17 protein-coding genes are annotated in these 17270 nt (G+C 65.7%); 7 read left to right on the top strand and 10 right to left on the bottom strand.

The window, feature by feature from the left end; translation table 11 throughout:
• Positions 1 to 6: 6 nt before the first annotated feature.
• The 4 genes from gltS to DSHI_RS06415 form a co-directional block, all read right to left on the bottom strand.
• Positions 7 to 1215 (bottom strand): sodium/glutamate symporter, encoded by a 1209-nt coding sequence (gltS, locus tag DSHI_RS06430; RefSeq protein WP_012177933.1) that lies wholly within the window; start codon positions 1213 to 1215, stop codon positions 7 to 9.
• Positions 1216 to 1304: 89 nt separating this feature from the next.
• The gene (cueR, locus tag DSHI_RS06425) at positions 1305 to 1700 is read right to left on the bottom strand and encodes a Cu(I)-responsive transcriptional regulator (RefSeq protein WP_012177932.1); all 396 of its coding nucleotides are present in this window, start codon (positions 1698 to 1700) and stop codon (positions 1305 to 1307) included.
• A 10-nt stretch (positions 1701 to 1710) separates the two neighbouring features.
• On the bottom strand, positions 1711 to 4215 hold the full coding sequence (locus DSHI_RS06420) for a heavy metal translocating P-type ATPase (protein WP_012177931.1): 2505 nt from the start codon (positions 4213 to 4215) through the stop codon (positions 1711 to 1713).
• Positions 4216 to 4301: 86 nt separating this feature from the next.
• A complete protein-coding gene (locus DSHI_RS06415) occupies positions 4302 to 5045 on the bottom strand; it encodes an SDR family NAD(P)-dependent oxidoreductase (protein WP_012177930.1) in 744 nt (247 codons plus the stop codon).
• Positions 5046 to 5090: 45 nt separating this feature from the next.
• On the opposite strand from DSHI_RS06415, the gene DSHI_RS06410 reads away from it, so the two are divergent.
• Complete coding sequence (locus tag DSHI_RS06410) at positions 5091 to 5372, top strand: rhodanese-like domain-containing protein (RefSeq protein ID WP_012177929.1); 282 nt, start codon at positions 5091 to 5093, stop codon at positions 5370 to 5372.
• Positions 5373 to 5382: 10 nt separating this feature from the next.
• Here the strand turns inward: DSHI_RS06410 and DSHI_RS06405 are convergent, their stop codons facing one another.
• From DSHI_RS06405 to DSHI_RS06390, 4 genes are all read right to left on the bottom strand, one after another.
• Entirely contained in the window at positions 5383 to 6003 is a 621-nt protein-coding gene (locus DSHI_RS06405) for an exopolysaccharide biosynthesis protein (RefSeq protein ID WP_012177928.1), read from the bottom strand.
• Between the two features lie 67 nt (positions 6004 to 6070).
• Positions 6071 to 7339 (bottom strand): organoarsenical effux MFS transporter ArsJ, encoded by a 1269-nt coding sequence (gene arsJ / locus DSHI_RS06400; RefSeq protein ID WP_012177927.1) that lies wholly within the window; start codon positions 7337 to 7339, stop codon positions 6071 to 6073.
• On the bottom strand, positions 7336 to 8358 hold the full coding sequence (locus DSHI_RS06395) for an ArsJ-associated glyceraldehyde-3-phosphate dehydrogenase (protein ID WP_012177926.1): 1023 nt from the start codon (positions 8356 to 8358) through the stop codon (positions 7336 to 7338). Before DSHI_RS06395 ends, arsJ begins: the two co-directional genes overlap by 4 nt.
• Positions 8355 to 9218 (bottom strand): arsenate reductase/protein-tyrosine-phosphatase family protein, encoded by an 864-nt coding sequence (locus tag DSHI_RS06390; RefSeq protein ID WP_012177925.1) that lies wholly within the window; start codon positions 9216 to 9218, stop codon positions 8355 to 8357. The genes DSHI_RS06395 and DSHI_RS06390 overlap by 4 nt, the downstream gene beginning before the upstream one ends.
• A 111-nt stretch (positions 9219 to 9329) precedes the next feature.
• Here DSHI_RS06390 and DSHI_RS06385 point away from each other — a divergent pair, with 111 nt between their 5' ends.
• Positions 9330 to 10052: a DUF1045 domain-containing protein gene (locus tag DSHI_RS06385; protein ID WP_012177924.1), complete on the top strand. Its 723-nt coding sequence runs from the start codon at positions 9330 to 9332 to the stop codon at positions 10050 to 10052.
• A 452-nt stretch (positions 10053 to 10504) separates the two neighbouring features.
• Complete coding sequence (locus tag DSHI_RS06380) at positions 10505 to 10792, top strand: hypothetical protein (protein ID WP_012177923.1); 288 nt, start codon at positions 10505 to 10507, stop codon at positions 10790 to 10792.
• Between the two features lie 6 nt (positions 10793 to 10798).
• On the opposite strand, the gene DSHI_RS06375 is transcribed toward DSHI_RS06380, so the two are convergent.
• Complete coding sequence (locus tag DSHI_RS06375; protein ID WP_012177922.1) at positions 10799 to 11854, bottom strand: ABC transporter ATP-binding protein; 1056 nt, start codon at positions 11852 to 11854, stop codon at positions 10799 to 10801.
• Positions 11855 to 11869: 15 nt separating this feature from the next.
• A complete protein-coding gene (locus DSHI_RS06370) occupies positions 11870 to 12685 on the bottom strand; it encodes an IclR family transcriptional regulator (RefSeq protein ID WP_012177921.1) in 816 nt (271 codons plus the stop codon).
• 141 nt (positions 12686 to 12826) lie between these two features.
• On the opposite strand from DSHI_RS06370, the gene DSHI_RS06365 reads away from it, so the two are divergent.
• The 4 genes from DSHI_RS06365 to melA all read left to right on the top strand — a co-directional run bounded on the left by DSHI_RS06365 (position 12827) and on the right by melA (position 17262).
• Positions 12827 to 14071, top strand: a complete 1245-nt coding sequence (locus DSHI_RS06365; protein WP_012177920.1) for an ABC transporter substrate-binding protein — start codon at positions 12827 to 12829, stop codon at positions 14069 to 14071.
• A 77-nt stretch (positions 14072 to 14148) separates the two neighbouring features.
• Complete coding sequence (locus DSHI_RS06360; protein ID WP_012177919.1) at positions 14149 to 15075, top strand: carbohydrate ABC transporter permease; 927 nt, start codon at positions 14149 to 14151, stop codon at positions 15073 to 15075.
• A 1-nt stretch (position 15076) separates the two neighbouring features.
• Positions 15077 to 15925, top strand: a complete 849-nt coding sequence (locus DSHI_RS06355; protein ID WP_012177918.1) for a carbohydrate ABC transporter permease — start codon at positions 15077 to 15079, stop codon at positions 15923 to 15925.
• Positions 15922 to 17262 carry an alpha-glucosidase/alpha-galactosidase gene (melA, locus tag DSHI_RS06350; protein ID WP_012177917.1) on the top strand — a complete coding sequence of 447 codons (1341 nt, stop codon included), beginning with the start codon at positions 15922 to 15924 and terminating at the stop codon, positions 17260 to 17262. Before DSHI_RS06355 ends, melA begins: the two co-directional genes overlap by 4 nt.
• The last annotated feature ends 8 nt before the right edge of the window (positions 17263 to 17270 follow it).

Below are 17270 nucleotides of genomic sequence, written 5' to 3'. Positions count from 1 at the left end.
GACCTCTCAGAGCCCGACAAAGACCTGGATGATGACCGCGTTGGCCAGGTCTACGAAAAAGGCCGAGACCAGCGGCAGCACGATGAAGGCCAGCGGCGCGGGTCCGTAGCGCTTGGTGACCGAGGACATGTTGGCAATCGCCGTGGGGGTCGCGCCAAGGGCGAACCCGGCAAACCCCGCGCTCAGCACCGCGGCAGTGAAATTGCGCCCCAGGGCGGCGAACACGACCAGCAGGATGAAGGCCACCGTCATGGCCACCTGCATCGCCAGAACCCCGAGCAACGGCCCGCCAAGCTCCGTTAGGGTCCACAGCTGCATGCTCATCAGCGACATGGCGAGGAAAACCGATAGGCTGTAATCCGACACCACCGCCAGCGCCCGGCTGCCTGCGGGCCAGGTCAGGCGCGGAAAGAGATACGGGATGGTGTTCGACGTGACGATCCCCACCAGCAGACACGGCACGAAGAGCGGCAGCATCACGCCCGCCGCGGCAATCGCGCCATGCGCGAGGAAGCCCAGCAGGATCGCCACGTGGGCGGCCAGCATGGACCGCATCAGGCTGACATGGTTGACCACCTCCGGCGCCTCACCGGGTTCTTCGAATTCCAGCCCTACCACCGGGGCGGCGCCCTCCTCACCGCTGAGCCCGTTGCGATCGATCAGCCGTTTTGCAATCGGCCCGCCGATCAGGGCCGCGAACACCAACCCAAGGGTGGCTGCGGCGATCCCGACCTCCGCGGCGGCGGCGAAGCCCGTGACCTCTTCGATTTCGGGGCCCCAGGCAATCGCCGTACCGTGCCCGCCGATCAACGCGGCCGAGCCGAGCAACACCGCCATCGGCGTGGGCAGATCGAACAGGATCGTGCCGACAAGCCCCACGAGGTTCTGGAGCACCATGAACCCCACGGTCAGCCCGAGCAACACCAGCAGCAACCGACCCCCGCGCAACAGGTCGGCAAGCCGCGCGTTCAAGCCGATGGTCGAGAAGAACAGCACCAGCAGGTAGTCCCGCACCGCCAGGTCGAACACGATCTGGCGCCCGGTGAGTGCGAAGAACGCCCAGGTGACGAGAGCTATGGCCAACCCGCCCGAGACCGGCTCGGGAATGTTATAGTCCTTCAGGAACTGCACCTTGCGGGTCAAGAACGCACCAATGAAATAGACCAGCAAGCCCAGCGTGACCGAGATGAAAGCGGGTACGAGAAGGTCGGGCATTGGCGGCACCGCATGGGATCAGGGACAGGGTCGTCGCCCTCTTCTCAGGTGCCGTGCGCAGGATCAACCGTCAGGGGTGCCCGGGACGGTCAATCGCCGTCGATCTTTGCCAGATCATTGAGGATCGGGCAGTCCGGGCGCTGATCCCCGTGGCAGGCCCGCACAAGCGTTTGCAACGTGTCCTGCATGGCGCGTAGCTGGGCGATCTTGTCCTCGATCTTGGCCAGATGCTCTTCGGCCAGGGATTTGACCTGCGCGCTCGCGCGGCTCTCGTCCTCGTAGAGCGCAAGCAGCGTGCGGCAGTCCTCGATGGAGAACCCCAGCGCCCGCGCCCGGCCCAGAAAGACCAGCTTGTGCAGGTCCTGCATCCGGAAGGCGCGGTAGCCATTGGCACTGCGCACGGGCCGCACCAGGCCGATCTCTTCATAGTACCGGATCGTCTTGGCCGGCAGGCCGGAGCGTTCCGCAACTTCGCCGATATTCATTCCCGTCCCCTCATTCCGCCGGTTGCGGCTCCGCGGCCACGGCGCCCTGCGGGCCCTGGGTGTCCATGCTTTGTTGCGGGCGGACACGGCGCAGCCGCAGCGCGTTGCCCAGGACCGACACCGACGACAGCGCCATGGCCCCCGCTGCGAAGATCGGCGACAGAAGGATGCCGAACGCCGGATAGAGCACCCCGGCCGCCACCGGGATCAGCGCGGCGTTGTAGCCGAAGGCCCAGCCGAGGTTCTGCTTGATGTTGCGCATGGTCCGCCGCGACACGTCGCGCGCATTGACCACGCCGCGCAGGTCCCCGGACATCAGCACCACATCCGCGCTCTCGATCGCGATATCCGTGCCCGTCCCGATCGCCACACCCACATCCGCATGGGCCAGTGCCGGGGCGTCGTTGATTCCGTCGCCGACGAAGGCCAGCTTGCGACCCTCGGCGCGCATCGCTTCGAGGGCGGCGACCTTGCCCTCGGGCAGAACGCCCGCCACCACGTGGTCGATGCCGACGGCACGGGCCACGGCGCGGGCGGTACCTTCGTTATCCCCGGTGATCAGCGCGACATCAACGCCCTGCGTCTTGAGCGCAGCAATCGCTGCCTTGCTCGTCGGCTTTATGGGGTCGGAGACCGCGGCAATCGCCGCCAGTGCCCCCTCGACCGCGACGAAGAACACCGTATGGCCCTGCTCTGCGAGGGCGGCGGCCCGTTCGGCCAACCGCCCGGTCTCGACCCCCTCCTCCGCCATCAGGCGGGCGGTGCCGACGAGGACGCGCCGCCCCGACACCGTGCCGGAGATACCGCGCCCGGTGTGGCTTTCAACATCCGTTGCCCTCTCGGGCACGACCCCTTCGCCGCGGGCCGCGCGCACGACCGCCGCGCCCACGGGATGCTCCGACGCCATCTCGACCCCCGCCATCAGGGCGAGCACTTCGGCGCGCGCCCAGCCTGTCGCAAGTTCGAGGTCGGTCAGCACGGGACGGCCTTCGGTCACGGTGCCGGTCTTGTCGAGCGCGATCATGTCCACATCCGCCAGCGCCTGCAGCGCATCGCCCTTGCGGAACAGAACCCCCATCTCCGCCGCACGGCCGGTGCCGACCATGATCGAGGTCGGCGTCGCCAGGCCCATGGCACAGGGGCACGCGATGATCAGCACCGACACCCCGGCCACGAGCGCAAAACCCAGCCCCGGCCCGAGCGCGAGCCAGACCGCGACCGTCAGCGCCGCGATCCCCAGGACGATCGGCACGAACCACAGGGTCACCCGGTCGACCAGCCCCTGGATCGGCAGCTTGGCGCCCTGGGCCTGTTCGACCATACGAATGATCTGCGCCAGCACCGTGTCGCCCCCCGTGCGCGTAACCGCGACGCTCAGGCTGCCGGTGCCGTTGACCGTGCCGCCCGTCACCTCGGCGCCAGCGGCTTTCGGTACGGGCATCGGCTCGCCGGTGATCATGCTCTCGTCCACATTGCTCGTGCCCGCGATCACGGTGCCATCGACCGGCAACCGCTCCCCCGGGCGCACCAGAACATGGTCCCCGGGCCCCAGCGCCTCTACCGGCACTTCGGCGATGTCGTCGCCCCGGATCAACCGGGCGGTCTTGACCTGCAAACCGAGCAAGCCCTCGATGGCGGCCCCGGTGCGGCCCTTGGCGCGCGCCTCCAGCCAGCGTCCCACGAGGATCAGCACCACGATCACCGCGGCAGCCTCGAAATAGACCGCACGGCTCGCCTCTGGCAGCAGCGCGGGGAAGAAGGTCGCCACCACCGAATAGGACCAGGCCGCTCCGGTCCCCAGCGCCACCAGCGCATTCATGTCCGGCGTCCCATGGGCAAGGCTTTGCGCGCCCTTGACGAAAAACAGCCGCCCGGGGCCGAAAAGAACCAGGCTGGTCAGCACGAATTGCAGAAGCCACGAGGTCTGCATCCCGATGGTCGCCATGATCCAGTGATGAAAGGCGGGCACCATGTGACTGCCCATCTCCAGGATGAAGACCGGCAGGGCCAGCGCCGCGGCCCCTGCCACCCTGCGCGCCATCGCCTCGGCTTCGTCCCGCTGGCGCTGCGCACGGGCGGGCGCTTCATCGGTCGCCGCCAAACGCGCGGGAAACCCGCCCTCGCTGCACCGCGCGATCAGCCGTGCAGGGCTAGTCACCCCGTCGAGCACCCGCACGGTCGCGGTTTCGGTGCCCAGGTTGACCGAGGCCTCCAGAACACCCGGCTCCGCCTGCAGGATCCGCTCCACCCGCCCGACGCAGGAGGCGCAGGACATCTCGGCCACGCGCAACGAAATGGTGGCCTCCCGCGGCGCGTATCCCCTGGTGGTCAGCATCTCGACCAGATCCGGCAAGGCATCCGGCTGCGCCAGCGTCATCCGCGCGGTCTCGGTAGCCAGGTTCACCGACACATCGCGCACACCAGGGCGTTCGGCCAGGGCACGCTCGACCCGCCCGACGCAGGACGCACAGGTCATTCCCGTAAGGGACAGCGAAACGGTCATGGGTTCGGACATGGTGGGGCGCTCCTTCTGCTGAGCCTACCATAAGGCTTCCAGTCACTGGAAGCTCAAGCCACCCGGAGCATTTGTCGCGCCCCCGCTCAGCAGGTGTAGTTCAGGCCCAGGCGCCCTCCGTCCACATAGATCGTCTCGCCCGTGACATAGCTGGCTTTGTCGGAGCACAGAAATGCGACCACGTTCGCGATCTCCTGCGCGGTCCCGACCCGTTTCAGGGGCGTGCGCGACAGGACCATGTTCATGGCCTCCGGGTTGGCATTCACCCCCGCCATCATCTCGGTATCGATGGACCCCGGCCCGACCGCGTTCACGCGGATGCCGTGGGGGGCAAGCGCAAGGGCCGCGACCTTCGTCAGCTGCATCAGCCCGCCCTTAGAGGCGCAATAGGCCGGAATCGACGGGATCGCCACCTGCGCGTTGATAGAGGACATGTTCACGACAGCCCCCTTGATGCCGTGTGCCACCATGCTGCGCCCGGCCCGCTGGGTGGCCACGAACACGCCGCGAAGGTTGATATCGAGCACCCGGTCGAAGGTCGCCAGATCATAATCGAGAAAGTCGCCCGGCGCCGCGATCCCCGCGTTGTTGACAAGGTAGGTGACCGCGCCGTGCTCCGCCTCGATCCGGTCGAACAACGCGCCGACCGCCGCGGCATCCCCCATGTCGCACAGGTATCCCGCACCGCCGAGGCGCGCCGCAGCCTCCTGCACACTGTCCTGAATGTCCGCAAGGATGATCCGCGCGCCCTCAGCGGCGAGCGCCTCGGCACAGGCGTATCCGATCCCCTGCGCCCCCCCGGTGATCAATGCCAGCGGTGTTTGCGACATGGCTCAGCTCCTTCTTGCCCAGGTGATTTCCGTAGCGCAGGGATCATGCCAGCCTTCCCCGGTCAAGCAAGTTGGGAGGGCAACGGCGACATCCGCGGCAGTTTCCATGCAACGCGCGGGATGAACGCGTTCCGGGTCGACCCGGACAGCCCATGTTTCGAGGGTGTGTTCAGGCAGGACAAGCGCGTCGCCGCCCATTGCACCTCGGGCCTGTGGTCGGTCCTGCCCGTGGCCACGCGACAGGACTTGGGGTTCGCCGCCGCGCATGGGAAGGACAGGTTCTCGGACTGGGTCGTCCAGGGCCGGCCACTCACCAAGGACGCCTAGAACGCCCCGATCAGGTCAGCACTTTCGACACGATGGTCAGGGCACCTATGAACGGCACCATCCCGGCCAGCACCCAGAGCCCGTCCCGGGTCAGCATCCCGAGGCTGATGAACACCACCGCAAGCCCGAGCAATGACGACGAGAACGGCACCAGTTCGAGAAACGGGATCATCGCGGCCAGCCCGACACAGCTCAGGGGCAGGACATACCAGATCGGCCGCCGGAACAGTACGCCGATGCGCCGATGCGCATTGCGGTCGAACCAGGCCGCCAGCGGCCGGACCCGTACCAGCCCCTTGCGCAACTGTTGCCCCGACAGGCTGCGGCGCTTGACCCAGTCCGGCAACCATACGCAGCTGCGTCCAGCGACCATCTGCGTTGCCACTAGGATGATCAACACCGCGCAAAAGCTTGAAAACAAGGGGATTCCACTCAGTGGCGACACGAGGAGCATCGCAGGCATCAGCAGCAGTGGCAAGAAACTCGCGGGCCCGAAGGCCGCGATCATATCCCCCACGCAGACATCCTCGCGGTCCGAGACATCCATCGCGCAATCGAGGATGCGGGTCATCGACCAATCCCCGAAGGACGCCTCCGCCTCTGCCGCGTGTTGTGAGCTCACGTCTGCCATGTCATACCCCGATCAATCCAAAGGTTTTTATGGGGCCGTCTCGATCACAGATGGGGCGGTCTGTGGATTATGCAAGCGACCTCGGCGGCAGACGGCCGAGCCGTGCCGCGGCGCGCCAACTCAGCCCCGCCATGACAGCCGCCGTGGCAAGGCAGAGCGGCAGTCCCCCAAGCTGAAAGCTCAGCCCCGACAGGAGCGTCCCGATCAGCCGCCCCGCCGCGTTCGACATGTAGTAGAAACCAACATCCATGGTCACGCGTTCCGTCCGTGTGAAGGCGAGGATGAGGTAGGAATGCAGTGCCGAGTTGAGCGCGAAGACCACCCCGAAGACCAGCAACCCGAGCACGAGGCTGGCCGTCAGCCAGGGCGCGGCCCCACCCGCCAGCACCACAAGGCCCGCAAGGGCAGCCGGGATCAAGGCAAGGATACCCACCCAAACCCGCGCCAGCCGGATGATCTCGGCATCGGTTTTCTGCCGGGCGCGCAGGATCTTTGGCGCGAAGCCCTGCACCGCGCCGTAGCCGATGATCCAGAGCGCCATGAACCCACCGATCTGGAAGAATGCGGCCCGGTTGCCTGCGACGCTACCATCGGACAGCACGCTGTAGAAATAGATCGGGATGCCGACCACGAACCATACGTCCCGCGCCCCGAAGAGGAACATCCGCGCCGCGCTCAGCCAGTTCACCCGTGGGTCGGTGGAAAGCACATCCCGCAGTTTCGCGCCCCTGCCCCCCTGTGGCAGCCCCGGCGGCATGAATAGCGCCAGGAGCAGCGTCACCAGGCCCAGCATCCCCGCCATCACCCAGACCGCAGGCACGAACCCCACCATCGCCAGAAGCGCCGCTCCCAGCAGGAAGCCAAGCCCCTTGACCGCGTTCTTGGACCCGGTCAGCGCCGCGACCCAGCGAAACAGCGCCCCATCGCCAGCGGGCGCCAGCACTTTCACCGCGGATTTCGCGCTCATCTTGGACAGGTCCTTGGCAACGCCCGACGCCCCCTGCACCGCCATCACGAAGGCGACCGAGGCCGCAACGCTCCATCCCGGATCCAGTTGTGCCAGGGCAACCAGCGCCGCGATCTGGATCGCCAGCCCGGCATAGAGCGTGCTGGCCAGCCCGAACCGCGCCGCGATCCAGCCCGCGCTCAGGTTGGTGACCATTCCCATGAATTCATAGAGCAGAAACAGGTAAGCCAGCTGCAGCGCCGAGAAGCCCAGCGTGTGGAAGTGCAACAGCACCAGCATCCGCAGCGCCCCGTCGGTGAGCATGAAGGCCCAGTAGGCCGCCGTCACCGCCAGGTAGGCGCGCAGCCCGTCCGGGACCGGACGCTTCACAGGCTTTCCAGCACCATGCGCGTCACATCCGCCAGACGCCACGCATAGCCATACTCGTTGTCGTACCAGGCATAAACCTTCACCTGCGTGCCATTGACGACCATCGTGCTTGGCGCATCGATGATCGCGGAGCGCGGATCATTGGTGTAGTCGGCGGAAACGAGCGGGCGTTCTTCGTACCCCAAGATGCCCGCCAGAGCCCCCTGAGAGGCCGCCTTGAGAAGCCCGTTGACCTCCTCGACGCTGGTTTCGCGCGCCATCTCGAACACGCAGTCGGTCAGGGAGGCATTGAGCAAAGGCACCCGCACCGCGTGCCCGTTCAGCCGCCCCTTCAGTTCCGGGTAGATCAGGGTGATCGCGGTCGCGGACCCGGTGGTCGTCGGGATCAGCGAGTTAAGCGCCGACCGCGCGCGCCGCATGTCCTTGGCCGGGCGGTCGACGATGGTCTGGGTGTTGGTCACATCGTGGATCGTCGTGATCGACCCGTGCCGGAGTCCGATCCCTTCATGGAGGACCTTGACCACGGGCGCCAGGCAATTGGTCGTACAACTCGCCGCCGTGATCAGCCGGTGTGCCGCAGGGTCGTACAAGTCGTGGTTGACCCCGTAGACCAGGTTCACCGCGCCGCCGTCCTTGACCGGTGCCGACACCACGACCTTCCTGACGCCTGCATCGAAATAGGGCGCGGTCTTCGCGGCGGTCTTGAACACGCCCGTGCAATCCAGCACCACGTCCACGCCCATCTCGCGCAAGGGCAGATCTTCGATCCGCGCAGCTTGGGTCAAGCGCACAGAGGTGCCATTGATCGTCAGGCTGTCGGCGTCATGGGCGATCACCGCCTCCCAACGGCCGTGCACCGTGTCGAACTCCAGCAGCAGCGCGTGCTGTTCCGGTGTTGCAACGGGGTCGTTCAGAAGGACCAGATCGGCCTCCAACCCCTCGTCGAAAAACGCGCGCAGCACGAGTTTTCCAATCCGGCCAAGGCCGTTGAGCGCGACTCTCGGGCGCGGTGTCGTCATGTCAGTGTCTCTCGGCTTTGGAAAGATGGGCGCCGCCCGATCTCATCGAGGCGCTGTTGCAGTGCCAGTCGGTCCAGAGATTGCAGCGGCAGGGCCACGAAACCTTCGATCCGGCGGCGCATCTGGGCGTAGGTCTGGGCGAAGGCGAGAGATTTCTCCGCCTCGGTCCCTTGGGCGGCGACCGGGTCCGGCAGGCCCCAATGGCCCGTCATCGGCTGGCCCGGCCAGGGGGGGCAATGCTCGTTCGCCGCCCGGTCACAGACCGTGAAGACGAAATCCATCCGCGGCGCATCGGATCGCTGGAACTCGGACACGGGCTTGGCGCGCAGGCTCGAGACGTCGTGGCCTGCCCGCTCCAAGACCTCGACCGCCCGGGGGTTGAGACCGGCGGCCGGATCAAGCCCAGCGGAATGCGCCACGAAGCGCGCCCCGCCAAGCTCGGTCAGCAGCGCTTCGGCGAAAATCGACCGGGCCGAGTTTCCGGTACAGAGGAAAAGCACATGAAACGGGGCCTCACGCGCCGCCCCGTCGCGCGACATCGGTGTCATGTCCAGGTGGGTGCTGCACAGGTCAGGCCGTCCCCGGCAGCAATCATCGACGAGGTAATCCACCAACGCGCCCACCCGGCGCAGTTCCGCCCGGTAGAGCACCGCCCGACCCGCCCGCTGGGAGGCAACCAGCCCCGCGGCCTGCAGCGCCGCAAGGTAGACCGACAAGGTATTGGGCTTGAGTCCCAAGGCCGCGGCAATGTCGGACGGGCGCACCCCGCTCGGCCCGCGCCGCACCAACAGGCGGAATACCTCCAACCGTGCGGGATGGCTCAGCGCATCGAAAGCGTGGGTGGCATCTATTGATTCCATAATTCATGAATACTCGAACTATTGAGAAGTTCAAGCCGTCTTTCAGCGCTTTTGCAAAGAAAGCCGATCTGCGCTATCACCGAAGTGTCATCCCGCCGAGGAGGGCCGGAGATGCACCGATACGTCAGTTTCGCACTCAGTTGCGTGCCCGAACCCGGCAGTGACCTCGCCGTGCTCGGCAAGCATTGGTTCGGATGGGACGTGGACAGCCGCACTGAATCGGCCCTGCTGAACATCGAAAAACTTCCCCGCGCACCGCTGGCCTTGATCGGACGCCACCGCCGCTTCGGGTTCCAGGCGCCGATCCTCGCGCCCTTTCGCCTCGCCCGGGGTCACAGCCCGCTCGATCTGCACCATACCGTCCGTGCGATCGCGGACTATTTCGGCCCGATCAAGCTGCCGGCCCTGCGCATGGCGCGCCGCCGGGCGGGTCTGTGTATCGTGCCGCTTCGGGGATCGCCCGAGTTGCGGCAGGTCGCCACGACGGTGCGGGGTGTTTTCGACAGGTTTTACGCGCCGCCAGCGCGATCCGCCCGCAGTACTCCGCCCCGCGCTGCGTGCGATATGCCGTCGGAAGCGCCATTCGAATTGCAATTCCAGATCACCGATGGCGTGCTGCCTGAGGAACAGGCGAGGGTGTTTTCGATCCTGCGTCCGATCATCGAGCCGAACCTGCCCCGCCCCTTCGTCATCCGGTCGCTCACCCTGCTCGGAGAAGACCAGCACGGCTGGTTCCGAAAGATCCAACGCTATCCGCTTGGCGGAACAAGCCGTGTCCGCGGACTGCAGGACGATCTTGCGCCGCCGCTCACCGGAGTGCCACTGAGCTGGTAGGGTCCGATGGCGCGGCGGACGCCCATCTGGTCAATGCCCGCGCTCGAAGAGGGGAGGAGGAGGCCTGCAAGCGCAGGCATTGCCAGACGAGGTCTTTACCGAAACAGAACGCATGCGTCCTGCTCTGTGTTGAACATACCCCCCTTTGAAGGCCGGTGGCGAAATCAGACTTTCTGCGCGCGCAAACTTCGCTGCAGCGCAACAACCTGCAGCCTGGGGCGGCGACAACGGCTGCCAAAGCTTCATTTCTAGGCAGGATTTGCGCCAGATCCCGCGCGCGCAAGGCGCGCGGGTCGCCTCAGGTCGGGAGAATCACGCCTCCCGCGGGTCACCCGGCACGCAAAAACGCCCAGCGCATGCCGGCGGGCCGTCCTCCCTGCCCTACCATTGCCCATATATGGTCCATTTCACGGTGCAGGCTGATACGGGCATCCCCCCCTACGGAGCCCGAGATGGAACCCAGCCTTCTGCAAGTTTATGAGTGCCGCGAGAGCGTCGGTATCCTCGCCTACTGGCTGTATGCTGTCGGACCGGACACCTGCCTGAGCCTGGTGGGGAGCCTTCTGCAACTCGCCCTCGTTCTGGCGGCGATCCTGGCGGCCAAGCATATTGTCATGCGCAAAATTTCCGCCGCACGGCAGAGACGGCGCGCCTCCGCCGCCGATCAAAGCGCAGCGTCGGACTCGCCGGGATGGATCGATGGCAAACCTGCGATCTACACCAAGTTTCCCCAGCGCTGAGCCGGATCAGCCGCGCAGGCGCTGGCCGGTCTCCGCCTCGAACAGCATGACCCGGTCCGGCGCCAGGGACAGCCCCACGGGCGTGCCCTCGGCGATCGGGTCTTCCTCGCCCGCCTCCACCGTCAGCCTGGAGCCGTCCGCCCCACGCAGATAGAGGTACGACACCCCGCCCAGGGACTCCGTCAACTCCACCAGATACCCGTCCCCCCCGGGCTCCAGCGCGATGTGCTGCGGACGCACCCCCACAGTCACCGGACCCGACCGGCCCGCGGCACCCGGCACCGGCAGGGGCGGAAGCCCGGCGAGATGCACGGCGTCGTTCTCGATCCGACCATCGAGGAAATTCATCGCCGGAGACCCGATGAACCCCGCCACGAACACGTTGTCCGGGTCGCGGTAGAGCTCCAGCGGGGCGCCCACCTGCTCCACCCGGCCGGCCCGCAGCACCACGATCTTGTCGGCCAGCGTCATCGCCTCGACCTGGTCATGGGTCACGTAGATCATCGTGGCGCCGATCTCCTTGTGCAGGCGCGCGATCTCCACCCGCATCTCGACCCGCAACTCCGCATCGAGGTTGGACAACGGCTCGTCGAACAGGAACACCTCCGGGCCGCGCACGATGGCCCGACCGATCGCCACACGCTGCCGCTGCCCGCCCGACAGGGCCTTGGGCTTGCGCGCGAGGTAATCATCCAGCTTCAGGATCTCCGAGGCGGCGGCCACCTTGGCCTTGATCTCCGCCTTGGGCACGCCGTTCATCTTCAGCCCGAAGCCCATGTTTTCCGCAACGGTCATATGGGGATAGAGCGCATAGGTCTGAAACACCATCGCCACACCGCGTTCGGACGGATCCAGCCGGGTGACATCCCGCGCCCCGATATGAATGCTGCCTTCGCTGGTCTCTTCCAGCCCGGCGATCATCCGCAACAGGGTGGACTTGCCGCAGCCGGACGGGCCGACAAAGACGCAGAACTCACCATCCGCGATGGACAGGTCCACGCCATGCACGACCTGCGTTTCACCGTACCGCTTGACGGCGCCCCGTAATGTGATCCCGGACATGGGCTGCCCCTCCCTCTAGGCTCGGGTTTCGTGCTGCAAACGCGGCCCGGTCGCATCCGGAAAGCGCCAGGTCTCCGCCTCGGCCGCGATCCGGCCGGCGGCTTGGCCGATCAGCGGCGCGTGGCCTTCGAGCTCGGCAAGCGACATGCGCGTGGTAGTGCTCGTGACCGACAGCGCCCCGAGGACCCGGCCGGTCTGGCTCAGGATCGGCAGGGCGACGCAGATGATCCCGGGCTCATGCTCCTCCCGGTCCAGCGCGTAGCCCCGCGCCCGGGTTTTCTCCAGATCGGTGCGCAACTGCGCTGCCGAGGTCAAGGTGTGGGGCGTGAACGCGTGATAGGACTGCTGATCCAGGATCGGCGCGAGCTCGGCATCGGGCAGAAAGGCCAGCATCGCCTTGCCGACCCCGGTGCAGTATGCCGGACCGACCTTGCCCGCCTGGGAGAACATCTCCACCGGCTTGGCGGCGTTGCGCTTGTCGACATAGAGCACCTGTGCATTGTCGAGCTGCGCCAGATGCACCGTCTCGCCGAGCTCCGCGCTCAGGGCGTCGAGATGGTCCCTGGCAATCGGCGCGAGCGCGCTTTGCTCCCACGCGGCATGGGCCAGCCGCACCAGGCGCAAGCCCGGAGCGTAGGTCTGACGCTCCGGATCGAACGCCAGCATCCCCTGGCTCGTGAGGGTCTGCACAAACCGGTAGAGGGTCGCCTTGGGAAACGGGCTGGCCGCCAGCAGCTCGCCAAACCGGACCGGGCGACCGAACGCCGCCACCTGGTCCAGCACGGCCAGGGCCTTGCCGACGGTCCCATCTGCAGTCCCGCCACCGGTCATGCGGGTCTCCTCCCTGTCGCGCCACTCTTTGCGGTGGAAAGCTGTTGACAGGTTAGGACCAGCGGGGCCATGATTTCAACATATAAAACATGGTTTCAAATAATGAGACCGGCCACTGCATGAGACCATAGGGAGGATATCATGCGCCCATCCACGAAATCGCTTCTGGCCGCGCTTGCCACGTCTGTCGCCTTCACGGTGCCCGCGGCGGCCGAGCTGACCGGCGAGCTGAAGATTTTCTCGGATATGTCGAACCCGGCTCCCCGCGCCACCATGGAAGGTCTCGTCGCCGGGTTTCAGGAGCAGCACCCCGATCTCGACATCGAGCTGACGATCATCGACCGCGAGGCCTACAAGACGCAGATCCGCAACTTCCTGACGGCCAACACGCCGGATGTGGCCAACTGGTACGCGGGCAACCGGATGCTGCCCTTCGTCGAGGCCGGGCTTTTCGAGGATATCTCGGACCTCTGGGATGACGAGAAATCCGCAAATCTGGCGTCGACCAAGCCGTCCATGACCATCGACGGCAAGCAATGGGGCGTGCCCTATACCTACTACCAATGGGGCGTGTATTACCGCGAGGACATCTATAACGACCTCGGCCTGACCGAGCCGACCACCTGGGCCGAGGAAAAGGCGAACTGCCAGACTCTGCTGGAAAACGGGATCAAGTGTTACACCATCGGCACCAAGTTCTTGTGGACCGCGGGCGGCTGGTTCGACTACCTCAACCTGCGCACGAATGGCTACGAGTTCCACATGGCGCTCACCAACGGCGAGGTCGCCTGGACCGACGACCGGGTGCGCCAGACCATGGCGAACTGGCGCGAGCTGATCGATATGGGCGCCTTCATCGACAACCATCAGACCTACAGCTGGCAAGAAGCCCTGCCTTTCATGGTCCGGGGCGAAGCCGCCGCCTACCTGATGGGCAATTTCGCGGTCTCGCATCTGCGCGAGGCCGGGCTCGGCGACGACCAGCTGGGCTTTTATCAATTCGTCGAAATCACCCCAGGCATCCCCAAGGCCGAGGATGCGCCGACCGACACGTTCCACATCCCCGCCCAGGCCGCGAACAAGGAAGCCGCCCGCGCCTTCCTGCGGTATGTCACCTCTCCCGAGGTCCAGACACAGATCAACGCGGGCGACCAGCTCGGCCAGTTGCCCGTGCACAAGGCCGCCAGCGTGGATGACGACAAGTTCCTGAAAGAGGGCTTCGACATGCTCTCGAACGCCTACGCACTGGCACAGTTCTTCGACCGTGACGCGCCCGCCGAGATGGCCAAGGCGGGGATGGAGGGCTTCCAGGAATTCATGGTGAAACCCGACAATCTCGACCGCATCCTGGAGCGGATGGAGCGGGTCCGCCAGCGCGTCTACTGACCACCACCACTCACCCAAGGGGCGTTCCCGGCATTTCCCGGGGACGCCCACCCCACCACCGAACGGTGAGCACGCCCATGACCTCTTCTGATCTTTCCGAAGTTCGGTCGCTGGCTGGCGGCAGCTGGTGGCACCGCAATCAGCAGGCCCTGACCCCGATCCTGTTCCTGATCCCGGGCATCCTGTTTTTCGCGGTCTACGTGATCATCCCTATCTTCCAATCCTTCCAGATCAGCTTGCTGGAATGGGACGGGCTGGGGGAGCCGGAATTCGTCGGCCTGCGCAACTATGACGAGCTGCGCTACGACGATGCGTTCTATACCTCGCTCAAGAACAATATCATTTGGCTGGCGCTCTACCTGCTGGCGATCCCGGCGGGGCTGTTCATCGCGCTCTTCCTGAACCAGACCGTGACGGGCATCCGGCTCTACAAGTCCCTGTTCTTCTTTCCCTTCGTGATCAGCCAGGTTGTCGTGGGCCTTGTCTTCACCTGGTTCTACGACCCGAATTTCGGCATGCTGAACACGATGCTCGGCTGGGTCGGCCTCGGCCCCATCGCGGTTCTGGGGGATGAGCGTTACGTCACCATCGGCATCATCGCTGCCGGGCTTTGGCCCCAGACCGCCTATTGCATGATCCTGTACCTGACCGGCCTGAACGCCGTTGACCCCGAGCAGATCGAGGCCGGGCGCCTCGATGGCGCCAAGGGCTGGCGGATGCTGTGGCACGTTGTGCTGCCGCAACTGCGCCCGGCGACCTTCATCGCCTTCGTGGTCACGATCATCGGCGCGCTGCGCAGCTTCGATCTGATCTCGATCATGACGCAGGGTGGCCCGTTCGGCTCGTCCCGCGTGCTCAGCTTCTACATGTTCGAGGTGGCGCTGTCGGAATACGGCTTCCGCATGGGCTATGGCGCGGCCATCGCGGTGGTGCTCTTCCTGATCATGATGGTCTTCATCACCGGCTTTCTGGTGAAGATGTACCGCGACGAGCGGGGGTACTGAGATGTTCCCCCGCCCGATCGAGAAAGCCCCCCGCGCCGCCCAGCTGACCTATCAGGGGATGATCCCGCTGGCCCTGATCCTATGGCTTCTGCCGCTCATCGCCGTGGCGATCTTCTCGGTCAAGCCCGCCGGGGATTTCGCCGCCGGGAATTACTGGGGCTGGCCTGCGGAATTCGCAGGCTTCGAGAATTACGCCCGCGTCTTCACCGACAGCGAGATGCCTCGCTACATCCTCAACTCCTTCATGATCACCATTCCCACGGTGATCGGCGCCGTGGCCCTGTCCTGCATGACGGGCTTTGCGCTTGGGATCTACCGCTTCCGGGGTAACCTGTTGATCTTCTTCATGTTCATCGCGGGCAACTTCGTGCCGTTCCAGATCCTGATGGTGCCGGTGCGCGACCTCACGGTCGATATGGGGCTCTACAACACCAAGACCGGGCTGGTGCTTTTCCACATCGCGTTCCAGACCGGGTTCTGCACGCTTTTCATGCGCAACTTCATCCGCGCCCTGCCCTATGAGTTGATTGAGGCCGCCCGGGTCGAAGGGGTCGCCGAATGGCGGATCTTCTGGTTCGTGGTGCTGCCCCTGATGAAGCCCGCCATCGCGGCGCTCTCGGTGCTGATCTTCACCTTCATCTGGAACGACTATTTCTGGGCCGTGGTTCTGACCCAGGGCCCGAACGCCCAGCCGGTGACGGCCGGGATCACCAGCTTCAACGCCCAGTTCGGCATCGCCTACAACATGCTCAGCGCAGGCAGCCTCATTGCCGCCCTGCCCCCGGTCATGATGTTCTTCCTGATGCAGAAACACTTCATCGCAGGTTTGACACTCGGAGCCGTCAAATGACCCGGATCGCGTTCATCGGCGCAGGATCGACCATTTTCATGAAGAACATCCTCGGCGATGCCCTGCATTTCGAGGCCCTGCGCGACGGCCATTTCGCCCTGATGGATATCGACCCCGACCGGCTGGCCGAAAGCGCCGCCGTCGCCCGCGCCATGATCGCCACCATGGGCACCGGGGCCACGATCAGCACCCATGGAGAGCGGCGCGCTGCGCTAGAGGGGGCGGATTTCGTGGTCACCGCCTTCCAGATCGGCGGCTACCAGCCCTGCACCGTGACGGATTTCGAGATCCCCAAGGTCTACGGCTTGCGCCAGACCATCGGCGACACGCTCGGCGTTGGCGGCATCATGCGCGGCCTGCGCACGGTCCCGCATCTCTGGGCCGTGGCCGAGGATATGGCGCAGCTCTGCCCGGACGCGACGCTGCTGCAATACGTCAACCCCATGGCGATCAACACCTGGGCGCTGGCCGAACGGTTCCCGACCCTGCGCCAGGTCGGCCTGTGCCACTCGGTGCAAAACACCGTGCAGGAACTGGCCCATGACCTCGACCTGCCGCCACATGAGATCCGCTACCGGGTCGCGGGGGTCAACCACGTGGCCTTTTTCCTCGACCTGACCCACCGGGGCCGCGACCTCTATCCGGCGCTGCGGGTGGGATACGCAGAGGGGCGCCTGCCCAAGCCGCCGCTGCTGATGCCGCGCTGCGCCAACAAGGTGCGGTACGAGGTGATGAATCACCTCGGCTATTTCTGCACCGAAAGCTCCGAGCATCTGGCCGAATACGTCCCCTGGTTCATCAAGAACGGGCGCATGGATCTGATCGAAACCTACGCCATCCCGCTCGACGAATACCCCACCCGCTGCCTCGAGCAGATCGCAGACTGGCGCGCCCAGGCCGAGGCGCTGACCAATGCCGCCCGGATCGACGTGCCCAAGAGCCACGAGTTTGCCGCCGAGATCATGAACGCCGTGGTCACCAATACGCCCTACCGGATCTACGGCAACTTGGCGAATACCGGCCAGACCCCGCAACTGCCCCCGGGGGCCGCGGTGGAAACCCCCTGCCTCGTGGATGCGAACGGCGTGCAGCCCACCACCGTCGCCGACATCCCGCCGCAACTGGTCGCACTCATGCGCAGCCAGATCAACGTGCAGGAACTTGTGGTCCGCGCGCTGATCGACGAGAATCCAGCGCATCTCTATCACGCCGCGATGATGGACCCCCACACGGCCGCCGAGCTTGACCTGCGCCAGATCCGCAGCCTGGTCACCGACCTGCTCAACGCCCATGGCGACTGGATCCCGGCCTGGGCCCGCCCCGCCAAGGCCGCCTGATGCCTCAT

The sequence above is a fragment of the Dinoroseobacter shibae DFL 12 = DSM 16493 genome (assembly GCF_000018145.1).
Lineage (GTDB): Bacteria > Pseudomonadota > Alphaproteobacteria > Rhodobacterales > Rhodobacteraceae > Dinoroseobacter > Dinoroseobacter shibae.
Note: the sequence above shows the minus strand (reverse complement) of the source record. Positions and strands in the feature narration are given on the sequence as shown.

Coding starts and splice junctions, on each gene's coding strand:
- DSHI_RS06380 (WP_012177923.1), top strand. CDS start 10,505: ATGGAACCCAGCCTTCTGCAAGTTTATGAGTGCCGCGAGAGCGTCGGT.
- DSHI_RS06375 (WP_012177922.1), bottom strand. CDS start 11,854: ATGTCCGGGATCACATTACGGGGCGCCGTCAAGCGGTACGGTGAAACG.
- DSHI_RS06405 (WP_012177928.1), bottom strand. CDS start 6,003: ATGGCAGACGTGAGCTCACAACACGCGGCAGAGGCGGAGGCGTCCTTC.
- DSHI_RS06390 (WP_012177925.1), bottom strand. CDS start 9,218: ATGGAATCAATAGATGCCACCCACGCTTTCGATGCGCTGAGCCATCCC.
- melA (WP_012177917.1), top strand. CDS start 15,922: ATGACCCGGATCGCGTTCATCGGCGCAGGATCGACCATTTTCATGAAG.
- DSHI_RS06360 (WP_012177919.1), top strand. CDS start 14,149: ATGACCTCTTCTGATCTTTCCGAAGTTCGGTCGCTGGCTGGCGGCAGC.
- DSHI_RS06355 (WP_012177918.1), top strand. CDS start 15,077: ATGTTCCCCCGCCCGATCGAGAAAGCCCCCCGCGCCGCCCAGCTGACC.
- cueR (WP_012177932.1), bottom strand. CDS start 1,700: ATGAATATCGGCGAAGTTGCGGAACGCTCCGGCCTGCCGGCCAAGACG.
- DSHI_RS06410 (WP_012177929.1), top strand. CDS start 5,091: ATGCCAGCCTTCCCCGGTCAAGCAAGTTGGGAGGGCAACGGCGACATC.
- DSHI_RS06395 (WP_012177926.1), bottom strand. CDS start 8,358: ATGACGACACCGCGCCCGAGAGTCGCGCTCAACGGCCTTGGCCGGATT.
- DSHI_RS06370 (WP_012177921.1), bottom strand. CDS start 12,685: ATGACCGGTGGCGGGACTGCAGATGGGACCGTCGGCAAGGCCCTGGCC.
- DSHI_RS06415 (WP_012177930.1), bottom strand. CDS start 5,045: ATGTCGCAAACACCGCTGGCATTGATCACCGGGGGGGCGCAGGGGATC.
- gltS (WP_012177933.1), bottom strand. CDS start 1,215: ATGCCCGACCTTCTCGTACCCGCTTTCATCTCGGTCACGCTGGGCTTG.
- DSHI_RS06365 (WP_012177920.1), top strand. CDS start 12,827: ATGCGCCCATCCACGAAATCGCTTCTGGCCGCGCTTGCCACGTCTGTC.
- DSHI_RS06420 (WP_012177931.1), bottom strand. CDS start 4,215: ATGTCCGAACCCATGACCGTTTCGCTGTCCCTTACGGGAATGACCTGT.
- DSHI_RS06385 (WP_012177924.1), top strand. CDS start 9,330: ATGCACCGATACGTCAGTTTCGCACTCAGTTGCGTGCCCGAACCCGGC.